Annotated in this window: 15 protein-coding genes; 5 read left to right on the forward strand and 10 right to left on the reverse strand. The window is 30.1% G+C overall.

Annotated features, from left to right (window positions below):
* The coding region (locus Q0881_RS16370; protein ID WP_299162638.1) for a GEVED domain-containing protein at positions 1-5,537 on the reverse strand (5,537 nt) is incomplete at its 3' end.
* 163 nt (positions 5,538-5,700) lie between these two features.
* Between Q0881_RS16370 and Q0881_RS16375 the strand changes: the two genes are divergently transcribed.
* Positions 5,701-7,722 carry a ComEC/Rec2 family competence protein gene (locus Q0881_RS16375; protein WP_299162640.1) on the forward strand — a complete coding sequence of 674 codons (2,022 nt, stop codon included), beginning with the start codon at positions 5,701-5,703 and terminating at the stop codon, positions 7,720-7,722.
* Positions 7,723-7,728: 6 nt separating this feature from the next.
* Here Q0881_RS16375 and Q0881_RS16380 read toward each other — a convergent pair whose 3' ends face one another.
* From Q0881_RS16380 to Q0881_RS16395, 4 genes are all read right to left on the reverse strand, one after another.
* Entirely contained in the window at positions 7,729-8,247 is a 519-nt protein-coding gene (locus Q0881_RS16380; RefSeq protein ID WP_299162643.1) for a DUF255 domain-containing protein, read from the reverse strand.
* 97 nt (positions 8,248-8,344) lie between these two features.
* Entirely contained in the window at positions 8,345-10,114 is a 1,770-nt protein-coding gene (locus tag Q0881_RS16385; protein WP_299162645.1) for a peptide MFS transporter, read from the reverse strand.
* A 71-nt stretch (positions 10,115-10,185) separates the two neighbouring features.
* Complete coding sequence (locus tag Q0881_RS16390; RefSeq protein WP_299162648.1) at positions 10,186-11,577, reverse strand: peptide MFS transporter; 1,392 nt, start codon at positions 11,575-11,577, stop codon at positions 10,186-10,188.
* A gap of 9 nt (positions 11,578-11,586) precedes the next feature.
* Positions 11,587-13,734: a S9 family peptidase gene (locus Q0881_RS16395; RefSeq protein WP_299162791.1), complete on the reverse strand. Its 2,148-nt coding sequence runs from the start codon at positions 13,732-13,734 to the stop codon at positions 11,587-11,589.
* Between the two features lie 142 nt (positions 13,735-13,876).
* Between Q0881_RS16395 and Q0881_RS16400 the strand changes: the two genes are divergently transcribed.
* The 3 genes from Q0881_RS16400 to Q0881_RS16410 are packed head-to-tail and all read left to right on the forward strand — an operon-like array spanning position 13,877 to position 17,287.
* A complete protein-coding gene (locus tag Q0881_RS16400; RefSeq protein ID WP_299162650.1) occupies positions 13,877-15,148 on the forward strand; it encodes a hydroxymethylglutaryl-CoA reductase, degradative in 1,272 nt (423 codons plus the stop codon).
* A gap of 1 nt (position 15,149) precedes the next feature.
* Positions 15,150-16,079: a GYDIA family GHMP kinase gene (locus Q0881_RS16405; RefSeq protein ID WP_299162652.1), complete on the forward strand. Its 930-nt coding sequence runs from the start codon at positions 15,150-15,152 to the stop codon at positions 16,077-16,079.
* A complete protein-coding gene (locus tag Q0881_RS16410) occupies positions 16,079-17,287 on the forward strand; it encodes an NAD(P)/FAD-dependent oxidoreductase (protein ID WP_299162654.1) in 1,209 nt (402 codons plus the stop codon). The genes Q0881_RS16405 and Q0881_RS16410 overlap by 1 nt, the downstream gene beginning before the upstream one ends.
* 59 nt (positions 17,288-17,346) lie before the next feature.
* On the opposite strand, the gene Q0881_RS16415 is transcribed toward Q0881_RS16410, so the two are convergent.
* Positions 17,347-17,793, reverse strand: a complete 447-nt coding sequence (locus Q0881_RS16415; protein WP_299162656.1) for a KTSC domain-containing protein — start codon at positions 17,791-17,793, stop codon at positions 17,347-17,349.
* Between the two features lie 486 nt (positions 17,794-18,279).
* Between Q0881_RS16415 and Q0881_RS16420 the strand changes: the two genes are divergently transcribed.
* Complete coding sequence (locus Q0881_RS16420; protein WP_299162658.1) at positions 18,280-18,768, forward strand: sterol desaturase family protein; 489 nt, start codon at positions 18,280-18,282, stop codon at positions 18,766-18,768.
* Here Q0881_RS16420 and Q0881_RS16425 read toward each other — a convergent pair.
* The 4 genes from Q0881_RS16425 to Q0881_RS16440 form a co-directional block, all read right to left on the reverse strand.
* Positions 18,765-19,385 carry a hypothetical protein gene (locus Q0881_RS16425; protein ID WP_299162660.1) on the reverse strand — a complete coding sequence of 207 codons (621 nt, stop codon included), beginning with the start codon at positions 19,383-19,385 and terminating at the stop codon, positions 18,765-18,767. The two genes, Q0881_RS16420 and Q0881_RS16425, sit on opposite strands and share 4 nt — an antisense overlap.
* 78 nt (positions 19,386-19,463) lie before the next feature.
* The gene (locus Q0881_RS16430) at positions 19,464-19,748 is read right to left on the reverse strand and encodes a hypothetical protein (RefSeq protein ID WP_299162662.1); all 285 of its coding nucleotides are present in this window, start codon (positions 19,746-19,748) and stop codon (positions 19,464-19,466) included.
* Between the two features lie 18 nt (positions 19,749-19,766).
* Positions 19,767-20,000: a hypothetical protein gene (locus tag Q0881_RS16435; RefSeq protein ID WP_299162664.1), complete on the reverse strand. Its 234-nt coding sequence runs from the start codon at positions 19,998-20,000 to the stop codon at positions 19,767-19,769.
* 85 nt (positions 20,001-20,085) lie between these two features.
* Entirely contained in the window at positions 20,086-20,985 is a 900-nt protein-coding gene (locus Q0881_RS16440) for a DUF6624 domain-containing protein (RefSeq protein ID WP_299162666.1), read from the reverse strand.
* Positions 20,986-20,988: the final 3 nt, after the last annotated feature.

The raw sequence follows: 20,988 nt of genomic DNA on the forward strand, positions 1-20,988 counted from the left end.
CCCCCTATTTTTCCATTTATATTCGTGAAAGTTTCAGTTTTTGCTTCTATTACTGAACTATCCACAACTACTTTACTAATAACAGTACTACAATTAGATGGATTTAACTTTTCGCAAATTGTATATTCGTAATCATAAGTACCTGCTCTAGTTTCTGGGCTTACGCTTATTGTTCCATCAGAATTCATCAATATATTTCCGCTTAAAGGAATTGGTGTAGTGCCGGGTGTTAAAGTAATCTCTGAGGCATTTAAAACCGATCCATTTAATAAATCATTATCTAAAATACTCGCTGTGACTCCTCCTAATTTCCCATTGATACTTGCAAACTCTTCTGTTTTGGCTTCTATTATAGCACTACTTACAATCACTTTACTAATAACAGTACTACAATTAGATGGATTTAATTTCTCGCAAATTGTATATTCATAATTATAAGTACCTGCTGTTGTTTCTGGACTTACTGTAATTGTTCCATCGGAATTCATTACAATATTTCCATTTAATGGATTCGGAGAAGTTCCAGCCGTTAAATTGATGTATGAAATATTATTTAACAATGAACCATTTAATAGGTCATTTGAAAAAACACTAGCTGTTACTCCTCCTACTTTTCCATTTATATTAGTGAAAGTTTCAGTTTTTGCTTCTATTACTGAACTATCCACAACTACTTTACTTATTACTGTACTACAATTAGATGGATTTAAATTTTCGCAAATTGTATATTCGTAATCATAAGTACCTGCTGTAGTTTCTGGGCTTACCGTAATTGTTCCATCGGAATTCATTACAATATTTCCATTTAATGGATTCAGAGAAGTTCCAGCCGTTAAATTGATGTATGAAATATTATTTAACAATGAACCATTTAATAGGTCATTTGAAAAAACACTAGCTGTTACTCCTCCTACTTTTCCATTTATATTAGTGAAAGTTTCAGTTTTTGCTTCTATTACTGAACTATCCACAACTACTTTACTTATTACTGTACTACAATTAGATGGATTTAACTTTTCGCAAATTGTATATTCGTAATCATAAGTACCTGCTGTAGTTTCTGGGCTTACCGTAATTGTTCCATCGGAATTCATCAATATATTTCCGCTTAAAGGAGTTGGTGTAGTGCCGGGTGTTAAAGTAATCTCTGAGGCATTTAAAACCGATCCATTTAATAAGTCATTATCTAAAACACTCGCTGTGACTCCTCCTAATTTCCCATTGATACTTGAAAACTCTTCTGTAACAGCAATAAGCATTTTTACAGGGGCTATCTTAATAAAATAATCTTCTATTTGCCCTGTACTTATATAACAGCTGTTCATATTTCCATTATATCCAATTACACGCATTCTTAAATTTGTATCATACCCAACATCATCAGTAGGAATAGTTATAACCCCAGTAAAAGTGTCATCATTAGGTGTGCCTTGGGCTACAATTTCATTATAACCTGTGAAATCTCCATCATTATTATAATCTATATAAACAATATAGCTTAAATTATACCCTGGTGTATATGAATCGGTAATAGAAATTGAATAGTCCCTTCCTTCTTCTACATCATAAATTATACTTGTAAAATCCTCATAACCATTACTCCCTGAGCTATCATTAGAATTCCCATTAAAGGTTACATTTCTAATTCGTTTATACCATGGACTGCCTCCAACAATAGGCTCACATATAGTCTTATCAGTATCAAACTTAATAACATTGCTGTAAAAAGTTCTCCCTTCAGCAATGTATTTTATTCTAAACTGATATGTATTTCCTATAACAGTGTTAATATCTGTTGTAATATTAAATTGAGTATCTTTACTATATAATGAAGGGTCAAAAGAAATACTGCTATCAAAAATTGTAGTTCCATATTCTATATGCAACCTTTCTAAATTATTATTCTCTGGATAAACTACTCCTTTTAATTTCCATTTATTATTACCAAGATTTAAAGCTATTAAACTTTCTGCTAAAGGAATTTTATGTGGAATAAGCTCAAAACTTTGTTTATCTCCATAATGAACTCCATTTTGATCTCTAACAAATGGACGATAATAATATTTACCATTATAGTCTAAATTAGTAATCGAGTTTAAAAAAATGTTATTATTTAATATTACTGAAGGGTGTATACTTACATTTGAATTATCAACATTTAAGTTTCCATCAAATTTAGAATATACAAACCCTGAACTTATAATATTGACTGCCCCATCAAATGCTGCTTCTAAAGCTACACTACTACTCTTTATTAATGAATGTCGTATATTATTAAATTTTACCTTTGGCTTTATTTTAACTAGCATATCAATTGTTTGCCTCGTCCCACTTGTTTGGCATGAACTTGGAGGTGTTGAAGACTCTAATCCTGTTACTCTCATTAATAAAGGTTTATTTTTAACTGCTGTATTAGGTACAGTAAAATTTGATGAAAAGTCTTCAACTTTCCCTTGAGAATTAATAATTTCCTCATTTTCGTCATCAAAATCTCCATCATTATTATAATCTATCCAAGCCTTTATATAAAATCTATAAGCTCCTGTATAACTATCTTTAATAGAAATTGACGATATCTCTTCTGAAAACAATTTGAAAACCTTTTCTGCTTCTATATAATTATTTTTCGATGGGACACTATACACATCTCCACTTAACTCAATAGTTTTAAACCCTTTATACCAAGGAAGATTGCCCGTAGTAGTTAAAACACAAACAGGGTTTACCTTGGATTGAACTAAAATATATTGCTCCTTTACAATAACATCTGATCCATGGGCATTACTTGCCTTTAATGTTACCTTATAATATCCTAGGGTTGATAATATTATTTTAGGGTTAGTTTGATTAGATATATTAATTATATCATTTCCATTTTCTAATGTCCATTGTAATTGCGTTGCATTTGATGATTGATCTACTAAAGTAATTGAATTACCTGCTATGATTTCATTTGAGTCATTCCCATAAATAGTAAAATCTGCGATAGGCATATCTCCGTTTTTATTTAAAACTGATTGTAAACTTGAACTCCATACACCCCTTCCATATTTTGAAACATACAATCTACTATCGTTATTTGGATAATGAGCAATACGCATATCACTAAGGTTTTGTAATGGCAATCCTTTATTAAACTCTACCCAATTAGTTAAACCTTCATCTGTATAATATACAGTAAAACTTGTTCGTATATAAATTCCTTCTGTAGTATTTTTATCCATCAAAACAGAAATTGGTTTATTTGATGGAAAATTACCTTTCAACTTCCATGTTTCACCTTTATCTTTAGAAATATAAACTCCTATATTGGTCGCCAATACAATTATATTTTCGTTATATTCATGCGTAGCTATTCTATAAAGAGAAGCTTTTGGCGCGTTAGACAACTGTAGCCAAGTAGGTTCAGTTCCTGATAAATTTTCTGTATAAAACAATTTGTTCCCTACCTCATCTCCAAGAAAAGCTATTTCTTTATTCGCTCTAGATTGCTCAAAAGTACCTGCTTTTAAACTTGTAATTCCTGTGGAGATAATTGACACTGTTTCCCAATTATTATAAGTAGGTATCCAAGAATGTCCTATAGCATTTGCTCTATTCTCCCCTTTAAACCCATTCATTAACCAGCCATCTTTGTTTGAAGGTGAACGTACTAAACGTACGTCTCCTGTAGTAAAACCATACAGCCTATTAGAGTTAAAATGATCCGCTTCTATGTTATTATATACAGAAAAATCAGCTGTTCCTCCATCAAGTTTTACAGTAAGCTTACCAGTTATGAATTTAGTATCATCAGTAGGTTTTATTCTTCCTCTATAAACATCGGCTGAAGCCACATGACTATCTCTCCCATTTCTAGTAAATATTTGTCCTATGTCTTGCCCTCCTGTCATAAAAACTCCTTTATCCATCTGACTTACATCCATCTGTGATCCTTCAGAAACACAAATATCTCCGTTTTTTGAAATTACTTTACTATTTACATAATTATATTTTGATAAGCCTGAAGCTGTAACTTCGGCAACAGTCGGAAATAAGTCATTTTCCTTTATAGCCCACATACCTCCATCATTACACCAAAATAAAGTATCTTTTGCTACATTAGTCGTTACATATCTATTATCTGCCCAGTTACTTTCTCCATAACTTGGTTTTTTTTCCCATAATATACCACCATCTCCACTTCCCCAAAATTTCTCTCTAAATGTTAACATTCTATTAGGGCTGTTTGGACTTACATAATAATCACTTACCCAGGTTGCTTGTGAATATGGATTAATACTTCCATAATAATCTGAATCTTCTTCTGTAAATCCTTGAGCATTATTTTCTTTTACCAAAGGAACTGCTCCATTAGGGTAATTATATGTAGCGTGTTTCACTTCTACAAAATTAAAATAAGAAATGTTATCTACTGGATTTGGTTCATAATCAGACTTCCATAAACCGATGAATCTTGTAGGTTTATTATCATCAATTAAACCATATGCAAAAACTTTTGTAGCTCCTGTTGTTGGTTTATGAATACCAATATAAAAGCGATCAACTTCACTTAAATGTGTAATAATGTTTTTCTCTATAAAGTTATCTCCTTTATCTTTTGAAAAATTCAACACTGGTGCTACATTAGCATTATCATCAGATACTATTATTAAATCCCAATTATCCGTTAAATCAATATCTGTATACCTTCCACTTAGTTTAAGTTCCCAAGTAACTCCTGAATTAGTACTTAAGTAAATCCCTTTAGAAGTCGCCGTTAATACTCTAGATGCATCCGTTGGATCTGAATGAATATCATAAATAGTTCCCGAAATACCAACACTTCTATCCTCCCAAGAAACTCCCTCATTATTAGAATACCATATTTTTTGATCCTCTGCTGCTCCTAAATATAATATCGAAGGATTTTCTTGAGCAACCTCTATACAAGAGGTATTATTTGTTGCAAAATAATCGGTTTCTGGAGTCCAATTTCTTCCGTAATTTATCGTTTTCCAAAGTCCTCCATTTCTAGAACAAGCATACATTATTGCAGGATTTGTTGGATGCATTTCTAAATATTGTATTGCTCCGTTTCCTGTTGCTGACCAATGTACTTCTGGGTTACCAAAAGGCCCAATGTTTTTCCAACTACCATAGCTATTTTCATTTGGTAAATTTGATAAAAAAAACGTTTTGTCACTTTTATAATCTATTGTCTTTTTTTTAGTGTTAGGTAATGCTCTTCTATATGCTAAAAGTTCTTTATAATACCCTAAATCTGAAGTTAAATAACCTTCATTATCTAATAATGACTTCGCTCTTTTTTCTAATTTCTCAAAATGCTCTATAGTTTCCCTATCTAAATTATGAGTAGAAGCATAAGCTTTAAAAGCCACAACAACATCCGCAAACTTTACTTTTTCTTGTAAAAGCATGTCTTCCCAAACTGGATACTCATAAACATTTTTATTTAAAAAAATAAGTTTCTTTTTATTCTTACTATTACAAGAAAACAACAAACAAAGGGCAACTAGTAGTAATGATTTTTTCATATAAAATAATCAAAATATTATTTATTCATCTGCAAAGGGACACCTAAATCTACTAATAACCTTACACAAAACAATCTTCGTAATCATCTATGTAACTAACGGTAGGTATTACGTAATAAACGGTAAATCATAATACTCTTAGAATACATAGCTTTAATTTGTTATGAGAAAATTGTTAGACTATTTACCTTTTCATTTCTTATTATGTATAATTTTTGGAATTATAATACAGTTTTATGGAAAAATATGGAACTCTAACTTCACTTATTTAAATGCTTTTATCTTACCAATCTTAACTGTTTTATACTTTTTAAAAAAGACTAACCTCCGTAAACTATTTTCAATAATTACATTGCTGTTTTTTATGCTAATAGGCATTTTCGCTACCTTTATAAGTAACCCTAAAAATTATTCTAACTTTTATTACAAACATATTTCTAACAGTTCTTCCGCTACATTGGTTATTACAAAAAAATTAAAACCTACAAAATATTATCATAAATTTATTGTTCAAGTAGCTCAAATTGACTCACAAAAAACAATCGGTAGTGTTTTATTAAATCTGAAAAAAGACAGTACTTTTTTTCCTTTAAAAATTGATGATCGTGTTTTTATAACTTCTGAATTTAAAAACATAACTCCATCATTAAATCCTTATCAATTTAATTATAAAAACTATTTAGCAAAACAACATATCCATCATCAAGTTTTTATTTCGAAAAATGATTATAAATTTTTAGATAGAAGAAAAACCTCAATTAATGGTGTTGCTGAAAAGTTTAGAGATAAAATTCAATCTTCTTTAAAAAAACAACATTTTAAACCTGATGAATTTTCGGTAATTAATGCACTTCTATTAGGCCAACGTCAGAACATATCTAAAACACTTAGTGAAAGCTACATTAAAGCTGGAGCCATTCATATTTTAGCAATCTCTGGATTGCACATTGGTGTTATTTTTTTAATTTTCTCTTATCTTTTCAAACCTCTTGAAGCCTTAAAACATGGTTTCTTTATAAAAACAATTTTAATAGTTCTCTTATTATGGGGATTTGCTTTTATTGCTGGGTTATCTGCTTCTGTAGTTAGAGCTGTTACCATGTTTACCTTTGTGGCTATTGGTGAATCATTTAAGAAAAAGAAAATAGTAGAACATTCTTTAGTTAGCTCAATGCTATTCTTATTACTACTAAGACCATTGTATTTATTTGATGTAGGGTTTCAATTAAGTTATTTAGCCGTTTTTGGAATCATATGGATACAACCTATACTTTTTAAGTTATGGAAACCTAAACTCTGGTTATTTAATAAATTATGGAACTTATTTTCCGTTTCTATTGCTGCTCAAATTGGAGTATTACCTATTAGCTTATTTTATTTTCATCAGTTCCCTAGTTTATTTATACTTTCTAATCTTATTATTATTCCTTGTTTAGCAAGTATTTTAATTGGTGGTATTTTAATTATCATACTATCCCTTTTGAATATACTTCCTTTTTTATTTACTAAGGCGTATGCTTTTGTAATTTCTACAATGAATAATACTGTTAGTTGGATTGCTGATCAAGAAAATTTTTTATTCCAAGATATTTCAATGTCATTTAACGAAATGATTTTTTGGTACCTTATTATTATTTTCTCTTATCAATTTGTTATCCATAAAAAAATGAAACAATTTATATATGTTTTAATAACAGTCATGATTCTTCAGGTTAATTTCATTTATGAAACTTACCGTAAACAAGCTAAACAAGAAATAATTGTTTTTCACAAAAACAGAGAAAATATTCTAGCTACAAAAAATGGGAATCACTTACAAATATTAAATGTTGCAGATACTTTAAAAAACTCTACTAAAAGATTAATTAAAAATTATCAAAGAAGTGAAGGCATAAAAAAAAACTCAACAAGAAATACAACTAATTTATTTAAGTTTAAATCTGAAACGATTTTAATTATTGATAGTTTAGGTATTTATAATGTTTCCATTAATTCACCAATTGTACTATTACAAAACTCTCCTAAAATTAATTTAATCCGTCTAATAAACACTTTAAAGCCTAAACAAATAATTGCTGATGGAAGTAACTACAAAAGCTATATTAATAGGTGGAAAATCACCTGTAAAAACAAAAAAACTCCGTTTCACTATACTGGTGAAAACGGAGCTTATATTATTGATTAAAACGTATTAGATTGAACCTTTAAAATTCTTTTCAAAATCTTTCCAACTTGTTTTCTTATAATTACCTTTATTGAAATATGCTAATACTTTTTCAAAACGTTCTTTTGGCAGATATCCAGGTACCGTTTGAATTAGTTGCTCTTGTTCATTAAAAAATGCTGTAGAAGGGTAACTCATTTTCCCTTTCATTATAGCTGCTGCTAATTCATGATATTTGCTTCTACCTTGCTGAACAAACTTATATGTTTTTCCTTGGAAAGTAATATCTTCTTTGCCTTCACCGTCCATCTTTATCGCGTAATAGTTATCGTTAATATATTTAACTATTACTTCATTTTTATAGGTAGTTTTATCCATTTTCTTACACCAACCACACCAATCTGTATATAAATCGATTATAATCGGTTTTGGATTTTCTTTATTTTTTGCCATTGCTTCTTCAAAAGTTAACCAATTAACTTTATCCTGAGCTTGTACTCCAACTGAAACAATTACTAAAACTGCTACTAATATTAATTTCTTCATATCTCTTAAGTCTCAATAAGTATTCCAAATTTACAAAAAAACCTGTCAAATTTTAATATTTGACAGGCTATAATATTGTTTTAACTTTTATTTAGGGTTATTTCACCCCATGCATTAACTTTTTTATAACTGGATATAGCACTGCTGATAATACTGCTAAACCAAAAGAAATAAACGTTAGCAACCAAAAGAAACTACTTAAACCTTCTTCTTGTGCTATTGCTTCAGAAGACTCTGCAAATACACCTGCCAACTTCATTCCGATTGCTACTGCTAAATACCAAACACCAAACATAAAAGCAATCATACGTCCTGGCACTAACTTAGATACGTAAGAAAGCGCTACTGGAGAAACACATAACTCTCCCATTGTATGGAATAAATACACTAAAATTAACCAAATAACACTAACCGATGCAGTTTTAGCTCCTGGCTCAATATCGCTAGCACCAATAGCTATAACAGCCATTCCAAGACCTAATAATCCCATTCCAATAGCCCATTTCATATTTGCATTTGGATTGTATTTACTTTCCCACCATTTAGAAAACAATGGTGCTAATGTAATAATGTATAACGAATTTAAAACAGAGAACCAAGAAGCTGGAATTTCTGCTGTATCTTTCTGAAACTCTTTTGTTAACATCCCTATGGCAATTATCCAGATAATTAAGAAACTTATTGCTAAAAATATGTTTGACCATTTGTATTTAGCAAACGTCTTTTGGAATAATAAATACAACACCCAAGTAATTATTCCCAAAGGAATTAATGTCATTAAAGAGTTTACTATTTTAAAAATAAGGCCTGCACTTCCTTCCAAAACCCTATCAGTGTAATCTCTTGCAAAAACAGTTAATGAACTAGGTGATTGTTCGAAAATAGCCCAAAAGAATATCGTTACAAAAGCAAAGAACATTACTGCTAACATCCTATCTCTTAATACCGGTGTATATTTAGGTATTCTAATTACTAATAACAGAATAAATATCACAAACGCAGTAATTATTGCAATTGTAGATCCTGACATCCCTGCCATTTCAAATGGGAAGACATTGTATTTCCCTTCTGATATTTTTGATATTGGATCATTAAAAATCCATAATAAACCTAGTAAAGAAGAAACTGCTATTAGTCCTTTTTGGAAACCTGTAAATGGATTTCTTTGTCCGTCATCAGTTGAAGTTTTCTCGTCATTAATTAATGTATCAATAACATCTTCGTCTTTATCTTTAGGAGCTAAACCTATATCTCCAAAAATACCTTGTGCATACCAGAACTGTAATAATCCAAATAACATAAAGATTCCTGCTACACCAAATCCCCAAGACCATCCAATTTTTTCACCTAAATAACCACATAATAAAATACCTAAAAAAGCACCTGCATTTACTCCCATATAAAAAATGGTATAAGCCCCATCTTTCTTTTCTGGTTTCTCTGCATACATTTCAGAAATAATAGAAGTCATATTTGGTTTAAAAAAACCACTTCCTATCACTAACAAACCTAAACCTAAGTAGATGAAAAATGGAGTTTCCACTGCCATACACCCATGTCCTATAGTCATTAACAAAGCACCAACAACTACCGCTTTTCTTATACCTATTACGTTATCAGCAAAATAACCACCAACCATCGTTGATAAGTATACTAGTGAGGTATATGTACCAAAAATAGCAAATGCCCATTCTCTAGGCCATCCCCATCCTTCATCTAATAAAGATGCTGTGAAAAATAATACTAATAAAGCACGCATTCCGTAATACGAAAAACGCTCCCACATTTCTGTAAAAAATAACACAAACAATCCTGCTGGATGTCCTAATACTTTGTCTTTAAAAAGACTTTCAAGATTTGTACTCATATTTTTGTTCTATAGTTTATAAATGAAAGAAACCTTGCAATAGTAACTATTACAAGGTTTCGTTTTTATTTTTAATTGTTATCTGCTAATTCAAATCCTTCAGCTTCTTTTGTGCTAAAATCAACTTCATTATCTTCTGCTCCATGAGTAAGTGCTTTTAATTTCTTCAAGAAAATAAACACTAAAAGAGCAAAAACTACACAGAAAATAGCAATTCCTGTAAACACTTTGAATTCTCCAAAAATTGAAGAAGACTCTCCTAGTAATCCAGCTGCTTTATTACCTAAACCTGTTGTCGCAAAATAAATACCCATCATAATAGAAGCATATTTTGCAGGAGCTAATTTTGTTACAAATGAAAGTGATACTGGAGATAAACATAATTCTCCAATTGTATGAAATAAATAAGCTAAAACCAACCAATACATAGCAGAAGTTCCTGTAGTATCATATTCTGCTGCTGCTGCTGACATAAATAGGAATCCTATACCAGTAATTCCTAAACCAATAATCATTTTATATAAAGAGGAAGCTTCTGTTCCTTTTAATTTTCTTTTAGCCCAAAAACTAGCTACACCGACTCCTAAAGTTATGATGAAAAAAGAGTTTAAAGATTGAAACCATGTAGCTGGAACTTGCCATCCCATTAACATTCTATCTGTTTTCTCTCTTGCATAAATATTCATTAAACCACCAGCTTGTTCAAATGCAGCGAAAAAAGCAATTATTAATAAAAAAGAAGTCATTAAAACAATTATTCTATCTTTTTCAATTTTAGTAAGAGGCCTTTTATATGCTTCTTGATCTTCTACTTTTTCTGACTTTCCTAAATAATTCCCAACATGAACAAGGTATTTTTGACCCGCTAAAAATTGAATTAAACCTAACACCATTAATATCCCTGCTAATCCAAAACCATAATGCCAACCATGAACTTCACCAACATAACCTACTACTATTCCTGACAAAAATGCACCAATATTAATTCCTATATAAAAAATAGTGAATCCTTTATCTCTACGTACATCTCCTTTTTTATAAAGCCCTCCTACCATTGTAGAAATATTAGGTTTTAAACACCCAACTCCAAGAATTATAAATACAAGACCTGTGTAAAAAGCCCACATAGCTTCATAAGCAAGAACACTATGCCCAATAACTAAAAGAATTGCACCTAGAATCACTGATTTCTTTTGACCTAAAAATTTATCTGCCAAAATTCCCCCAGGGATAGACATTATATATACTAATGCTGTATACCAACCATAAAGAGCAAGTGCTTCTCCTTGAGACCAACCAACACCTGGATTTAAATCCGTTGTTTTTGAAGTTAAATATAAAACCAAAAGAGCTCGCATTCCATAATAAGAAAAACGTTCCCACATTTCTGTAAAAAATAATACATATAGTCCTACTGGATGCCCAAACAATTCTTTTTCGTGTGGTTGTTTTACTGTACTCATAGTTATATTTTATAAATTGTTTTTAATAAAGTTTGTCATTTTTGTGTACAAATGCATACGAGTATTTCCACCGTAAATCCCATGATTTCTATCTGGATACATTCCCCATTCAAATTGCTTATTTGCCTGAATTAATGCTTCTGCCATTCTATAAGCATTTTGAACATGTACATTATCATCTCCTGTTCCATGAATTAATAAATACTTCCCTTTTAATAATTCTGGGTAATTTAATGGAGAGTTTTCATCGTATCCAGTAGGATTTTCTTCAGGTGTACGCATATAACGTTCTGTATAAATTGTATCGTAAAAACGCCAAGTAGTTACTGGAGCAACTGCAATTGCCGCGGCAAAAACATCGTTTCCTTTTAATAATGAATTTGTACTCATATGACCTCCAAAAGACCATCCCCAAATACCAATTCTTTTAGCGTCTACATATGGTAAATCTGCTAATTTTTTAGCTACAGCAATTTGATCTTCTGTTTCATGCTTAACTAAGTTCATGTACGTTACTTTTTTAAAATCACGTCCTTTAAGCCCAGTTCCTCTACCATCAACACAAACAATAATATAACCATCTTGCGCTAACATTTGGTGCCAGTAATCATTTGCACTGTTCCAACTATTTGATACTTGTTGCGACCCTGGCCCTGAATATTGATACATCAATACTGGGTGTTTTTTATTTGGATCAAAATTAGCAGGCTTTATTGTATACATATTTAAGTCTTCTCCATTTACATTAATGGTTGAAAATTCTTTTTTACTTAAATTATATCCAGCAATTACTTCTTTTAAAGCTGCATTATCTTTAATTGTCTTTAATACTTTTCCTACATCGTTTCTTAAAGTATATACATTAGGTGTATTAACATCCGAAAAAGTATTAATAAAATAATGCATGTTTTTACTAAATGAAGCTCTGTTAGTTCCTGATGGATTACTTAACAGCTTTTTGCTATCACCTTTTAAAGAAATACTATATACTCCTCTGTTAATAGAACCATTTTCTACTGACTGATAATAAATTGTTTTTTTATCAGCATTATAACCATAATAAGATGTTACTTCCCAGTTACCTTTTGTAACTTGGTTTATTAATTTACCTGATTTATCATAGTGATAAATGTGATTATATCCATCTTTCTCACTAGTCCAAATAAAACTGTTGTCTTTTAAAAACGTTAAATCATCATTAACTTCTACATAAGCTTTATCTGTTTCATTTAAAACTAAAGAACTGCTGTATGTTTTTGCATCAACAAAATACATTTTTAAGTCATTTTGATGACGATTTAATGTACGAATCGATAAAACATTCCCTTCATTTGTCCAATTAATTCTTGGAATATACTCGTATTCCCCTACAGTAATCTCAGCTGTTTTATTCGTTTCAAATGAAAAAATATGCAACGATACTTTCGCATTGTCCTCTCCAGCTTTTGGATATTTAAATACATGTTGGGTTGGGTATTTTTCTTTTCCGTAAACATCCATAGAAAAAGTTTTCACTTTGCTTTCATCAAATCGTAAGTATGCTAAATATTTACTATCCTTACTCCATTCAAAAGCTTTTACAAAACCAAATTCTTCTTCGTATACCCAATCAGTAATACCATTTATAATTTCGTTTTTCTTTCCATTACTTGTAATTTGGTAAACTACATTGTTTTCAGAATAATCTTTAATGAATAAATTGTTACCTTTTGCATAAGCTACTTTTTTACTATCAGGAGAAAAAGTTGGTTCTTGAATATCTTCACCAATTAAATCTAACGATTTCGTAGCAATATCATAAACATAAAAGGTACCTAAAAAAGAACGACGAAAAATCGGTTTAAAGGCAGTACCTAAAATCAATTTTGATTCGTCGTTATTAAAACTATATGATTGAAATGCTTTTAAACCATTTAAATCTTTACTATCTACAATTGTTGCAACTTTTTCTAAAGTCTCGTAACTATACTTATCTACAGAAGAGCCTCCTTCGGAATAATTTAATAATGAATAAAAATCACCATTCATTGAATTTAAAGAGTTCATGTAATCTGCTCTAAATGTGCCCTTTTTCCATATATCTTCTAAAGAAATATCTTTTTTTTGAGCTTGTACAAGCGTAGATATCCCTATAAAAAACATTAATATTTTCTTCATATTGATTTGTTGTTTGTATAAAAAGTTTGCCAAGTTTACGGAAAAATCATCAAAAACACCTCCAAAATTGCTAGAAATCCTAAATAACAACCCCATTTTAACAGGATTAATTTATCTTTGACCCTTACAAAACTAACAAAGAATGTCTAAAATCATTTCAGGTTTTTCTAAGCTTTCGAAAGAAGAAAAAATAGATTGGTTGTCTATTAATTATTTCAACAACCAACCAGAAATTATTAAAACTATAAAACAATATTGGAATGTAGATGATAAATTACAACAGCTACACGACGATTTTATTGAAAATACTATTTCTAATTTTTATATGCCATATGGTATAGCTCCTAATTTTGTTATTAATAATCGAGATTATGTAATACCTATGGTAGTTGAAGAAAGTTCTGTTGTTGCAGCTGCTTCTTTAGTTGCTAAATTTTGGAGTACTCGTGGAGGTTTTAAGACAAATGTAATTTCTACTACTAAAATTGGTCAAGTTCACTTTATATATTCTGGAAATAAAAATGAATTAGAAGCTTATTTTAACGAACAAAAACCTCAATTATACAAAGCCACAGCTTCTATTACAAAAAACATGGAAAAACGTGGTGGTGGGATTTTAGACATCCAATTAATTGATAAAACAGATAAACTTGAAAATTATTTTCAACTCCATGTAACTTTTGAAACGAAAGATTCAATGGGAGCTAACTTTATTAATTCTTGTTTAGAAGCTATCGCTAATCAGTTTAGAAAAGATGATATTGAAATTGTAATGAGCATCCTTTCTAATTATGTACCTGAATGTATCGTTAGAGCTGAAGTAAGTTGTAAAGTAGAAGATTTAGGAGGAGAAAATCCTCATAAATTTGCTCAAAAATTTGAACAAGCTGTAAAAATTGCAGAAATAGAACCTTATAGAGCTGTTACTCATAACAAAGGGATTATGAACGGAATTGATTCTGTTGTTTTAGCAACAGGGAACGATTTTAGAGCTGTTGAAGCTGGTGCACATGCCTATGCTTCAAAAGACGGTCAATACAAAAGTTTAACGCATTGTACTGTTAAAGACGGCATTTTTACGTTCTGGATTGAACTTCCTTTAGCATTAGGTACCGTAGGTGGCTTAACAGCATTACATCCTATGGCTAAATTATCGTTAGATATGATGCAAAGACCTTCTGCTAGAGAATTAATGGAAATAATGGCTACAGCAGGTTTAGCTCAAAATTTTGCTGCATTACGTGCTTTAACGACCAAAGGCATTCAGCATGGACATATGAAAATGCATCTACAAAACATTTTAAATCAGTTAGGTGCTTCTTCTGAAGAAAAAGAAGAGATAACAACTTATTTTGAAAACAAAACTGTTTCTCATAGTGCTGTTGTTGATAAATTTAACGAATTAAAAAAGTAGTTTGGATACATTTTATAGCAACGGAAAATTATTATTAACAGGTGAATATGTTGTCTTAGACGGAGCTACTTCATTAGCTGTGCCTACAAAATTTGGACAAGATTTAATTATTGAACCAATACAAGAACTTCAACTTATTTGGGGAAGTTTTACCAATACTGGTGAATGTTGGTTTGAAGCTAGTTTTGACCTACCTAAACTACGCTTAACCTCAGCTACATTTAATTCTAACAAAGAAGGTAGTGCCGAATTTATAGCTGAAACTTTACGAGATATTTTACTAGAAGCAAAACGTTTAAATCCTAAATTTCTGGATAGCAATAATGGATTTATTGTAAAAACAAACCTAACTTTCCCTCAAAACTGGGGACTTGGAAGTTCTTCTACTTTAATAAACAACATCGCTTCTTGGGCCAATGTAAATCCATTTACATTACTATGGAATGCTTTTTCTGGAAGTGGATACGACATTGCTTGTGCAAGTCATAACTCACCAATTTTATATCAGTTAAAAGAAAGCAAACCTATTATTGAAGAAGTAGAATTTAATCCAAGTTTTACTGATGAATTGTTTTTTGTGTATTTAAATCAAAAACAAAACAGCAGAGAAGGTATTGCACAATACAAACAACATAAAGAAGAAGCTAAAACACTTATTACCGAGATAGACTCTTTAACTCAAGAATTTTTAGCAACTAACTCATCTAAGAACTTAGGTGAAATAATTATTGAGCACGAACAGATAATTAGCTCTATTATTAAACAACAACCTGTTAAAAAACGTCTTTTCTCTGATTACTTTGGAGAAATTAAAAGCCTAGGTGCTTGGGGTGGCGACTTTATTTTAGCTACTGGTAATGATGATTCTATAAATTACTTTAACCAAAAAGGATTTAACACCATTTTACCTTACAAAGAAATGATTTTATAATGAAGAAAGTAGTAATTATTGGTGGTGGTGCAGCTGGCTTTTTTACAGCGATAAATGCAAAAGAAAATAATCCTGATTTAGACATAACTATTCTTGAAAAAGGAAAAGATGTTTTACAAAAAGTAAAAATTTCTGGTGGAGGGCGTTGTAATGTTACGCATGCTTGTTTTGACCCTAAAGAACTAACAAAATTCTATCCAAGAGGTGAAAAAGAATTACTTGGGCCTTTTCATCAATTTATGACGGGTGATACTTTTGAATGGTTTGACAATAGAGGTATTCCTTTAAAAATTGAAAACGACAACAGAGTTTTTCCTGAAGCAAACACTTCACAAGCTATTATTGATTGCTTTACAAACGCTGTTGATAACCTTGGCATTAAAGTGTTGAAAAACCACGGTGTAAATAGTGTTTCTCAACAAGAAAACAAATGGATTATTAACACCAAAGAGAAGCAATTTGATGCTGATTTTTTAGTTGTTGCCGCTGGTAGTTCTAAAAAAGTGTGGGATTTATGTAAAACTTTAAATCATACTATTATCGCCCCTGTTCCTTCTTTATTCACCTTCAATATAAAAGACAAACGAATTATTGACTTAGGCGGCATCTCTGTTCCTAATGCCGATGTTAAACTTGTTGGAACTAATTTAGAAAACTCTGGCCCTTTATTAATTACCCATTGGGGTTTAAGTGGCCCTGCTATTTTAAAACTTTCTGCTTTTGGAGCTCGCATTTTAGCTGATAAAAATTACCAATATAATGTTGAAGTAAATTGGCTTGGACAAGATTTTGATTCGGTTTTAGATGAATTAACCCTATTAAAGAAACAACAAGCTAAAAAGCAAGTAAATTTAAAATCTCCTTTTTCTGATATTCCACGTCGTTTATGGGAGCGCTTTGTTGTTGCTGCTGAAATTAAACCAAATCAGAATTGGGGTGATTTAAGTAATAAACAATTAAATAATTTAGCGAATCAGTTAACCAAAGGTTTATTCAATGCGAATGGACGAACTACTTTTAAAGACGAGTTTGTTACTGCTGGTGGTGTAAATTTAAAAGAAATAAACTTTAAACGTTTTGAAAGCAAGCTTCACAAAAACTTATTTTTTGTTGGTGAAGTTTTAAATATTGACGCTGTTACTGGTGGCTTTAATTTTCAAAATGCTTGGACTGGCGGATTTATTTGCGCAAAAAGCATTTCTGAATAAATAAAAAACACCTCGTACTAAAATTAAGTATGAGGTGTTTTTTATTTAATTTTCACTACTTAAGCTGTAGCCATTGCTTTTTTCGATTTTCTATAAATAAAAGAATTGAAAATGTTTCTTTTTCCAAAATTATTAATCGATTTTGCATTTATAAACTTGATGAAAAGTTTTTTGTTTACTCCAAAATACTCATATGTATTACCGTCTGTAAAAGTAACTTCTAACAACATGCTTTTGTGTTGATAATCTTCTACTTTAAATTCTGTAATTGTCTTGTGATATGCTTCTAAATTAGCTTCTTTTGTTTCTGGAGCAATACTTACTAAAAAATGATATCCATCAATAATTTCTGTACTAACCTCTTCTGCTTCTAATTTTTTCTCTTCGTCTTGGAATTTATCTGGATGCCATTCTTTTACCAACCCTCTATAAGTAGTTTTTAATTCTTTTAAATTAATAGCTCCTTCTACTTTAAAAAGTTTTTTATATTGTTTTATTCTCTTCATTATCTGAATTCAAAAATTTAGCCTGCAAAACTACTCATATTACCTGAATATCAACTAGAAAACTCATTTATTTTAAAAAAAACATAATCATTATCTGAACACGTATTCAAATTACACGCAAAACATAAACCCTTTATATTTATAATACTAATTGATTAGCCCTTTATTTTGTCTCTATTTTTATTTTATTTATTTTTAAAAAATAATGACAGAAGAAACTTTTATTGAATTTTGGATTCGTGATGCAACTCAAATTCTATTGCGTTACCTTTTTATTGCTGGATCAGCTTTTGTCCTATTTTATCTTGTACTTAAAAAGACTTTATGGTTTAGAAAATTCAAAAAAAGCTTCCTAAGCTTAAAGATTATAAAAGAGATGTTATTTACTCTTTTTTCTCTGTTTCTATTTTTGCTACTGTAGCTCTTTTTGTTTTTTACTATTTACTTCCTTACACCAATATCTATTTTAATTTCAATGAATATGGTATGGCATACTACATTTTAAGTTGGGCTTGGATGTTTTTCTTACATGACACTTATTTTTACTGGATACATCGCTTAATGCATCATCCAAAACTTTATAGAAGCGTACATTTAATTCATCATAAATCTACCAATCCTTCTCCTTGGACTGCTTATGCTTTTCACCCTTTTGAAGCTTTTTTAGAAGCTTTAATTGCTCCTCTGATTGCTTTTACCCTACCGGTTCACATTTCTTCTTTTGGCTTATTCTTTTTATTCCAGATAATTTATAATGTTTATGGGCATTTAGGTTTTGAATTATACCCTAAAAAATTTCATAAAACGCTTATTGGAAAATGGATTAATACTTCTGTAGCTCATAATTTACATCATAAGAAGTTCAATGGAAATTACGGATTGTATTTTCTTTTTTGGGATAGAATAATGGGTACTGTTAGAGAAGATTATAATACTACTTTTGAAAAAAGCACTTCTAAAAACACCAACAATTAATAACTCATAATTGTTCCGTAATATAATAACTGAAATGTTTTTACATCTAATAGTAAGCAATTCATAGACATCATAATTCCGTAGTTAGATTTATCGTAAAAATGATATTTAAAATAGTCTATCTCATTCCCATCATGATCATAAAAAACGTCGTTTGTTTTAAAATGCCCATTATAAAAATTCTCTAATTGCGATAACTTATGCACATTTATCTTAATAGAATGATTGTAGAGACTATCTATTTTTATTTTAAGTTTTTTCCCTTTATAACTCAATCCTCCCTCTTTTTCAAAAAGAATATCCTTATAAAAATCATCTACCAATAAATCATACAAAACTTGCTCTGTATTTGCTTTCTTTTGAAGCTTTTCTATATACTTAGATAAGTTATTAGAGAGTCTATTAAACTCTATTACTCTAGTTTTTGTTTTTTGAAACATTAGCGGTTTTTCTTCTGCTTGTTTTTCAAAAAAAGAAGTTCTACCTGCTATTAACTCATTATTTATACGAATAGCCTCAGTAATAGACTTATGAGCCGAATAAGTTAAAAATTTATGTTGAGAAAAACCATGTAAAGACACTAAAAATAGTGAAAGTAAAATGAACTTATTTTTCATACAACATAAATTTTCTGAAAAGGTACTGCATTTTGATTTGCTTTTCAAAAGAAAACAAATCTAGTCAGTACAATTAAACTATTCTTCTTCGTAACAATTAAAAACTATTGAGTATCCATATTCTACAGCATCTTCGTATAATTCTTTTTGGTCATCATCCACATCATTTACTGAATTCAATGTGAAATACTCTTCTTCAATCTCAGTTACTTTCCATCCTTCATCTTTTATATAGAATTTTGCCAATCGGATTGCCCCTTCTATATCTTTATAATCAATATACAAGCTTACATAAGCTCCTAAAACTTCATCGTAATGTTCTGATGATTTTTTTGGTTTTGCTAAAGCATTTATTAAAAACATATTTTATTTTTTTATTAATTAAGCTAGTTCTCCTCTATGAGGTTTTAAAGCATCTCTAAATACTTTCATATGAATCTCATCAACGGTAATATATGCATATGTATGCATCGGATTTAATTCCTTATAGTTTACCTCATCAAATGGTAAATTATCTATCTGTGCGAATTCTTTTAAATGCACACAATGGTGCTTTGCTGTTTCTAAACCATCTGGGCCTTTAAAATCCCAAATTAGTTTTATTTTTCTATTCATAGACCATACTCATGATTATACTACAAAAATACCCAATTCAAAATTGAACTGGGTACTTTATCTATAAACTAATCACAAAATAGTTTTAATTAATTTTCCAATCGTAGTTAATTTTTCGTTTTAAATATTCTTTTAAAGGTTCCAAACCAATCTCTTTTCTTCTATTATCTACATTTTTAGGATCTTGTATAGAAAACGGTTCTAATTCTCTTTTATTGTTATACCTAAATTGCATTCCATACAATTGCGATTTCCCTGTATTTACCAATATACGATCCTGAATCTTAGCATATTCTATACAACTTCCCTCTCCTTTTAAGCAAGCTCTTTTAATTTTTGGCAAGTATTTAATTCGAATAGCTTCTTCTTTATGATGATTAATAATTAATAAGGGACCATCTGCTGCCAATTTACCTACCTTTGTGTAAGTTGGCCAACCTTTTTCTGCAATTAATTTTTCCATTATAGCAAAATTCCCTTCAGTAATTTCTTTCTTCATTTGTGCTATTGGATAGTACCAATGTGGGGCTTTACCTTTTTTCATATAGTAACGTTTTGCAATGTCTAGCTGATAATCAAAAGACTGATCTTTCATTATTAACTGCAATAATTGTTTAGCGTATATTGGACTCTTCAATTTTATTTTCTCCTTCTGATATTTCGCTAATTGTTGTTGTTCAATTATTTTCCATCTTTTATCTTTTGTTAATGATAACAAGTCATTATCCGCCAAAGCCCATAAAGAACTATTCTTATTTAATGCTTTTTTTAAATAATAAAAAGCGCTATCTTTTTTATACATTAATGCATATGCACAAGCCAGATTGTATACATTATTGTAATTTTCTGCATCTTTTTCTAAATCTGCTTTATAAGCTACAATTGCTTTTTCTAAACTTCCTTCTTCTCTAAAAATATCTCCTTTACTTTGTGAAAATATCGACAAGCTAAATAATATAAAAACTAATAATAAATTCTTTTTCATAAG

The sequence above is a fragment of the uncultured Tenacibaculum sp. genome (genome assembly GCF_947494125.1).
GTDB lineage: Bacteria > Bacteroidota > Bacteroidia > Flavobacteriales > Flavobacteriaceae > Polaribacter.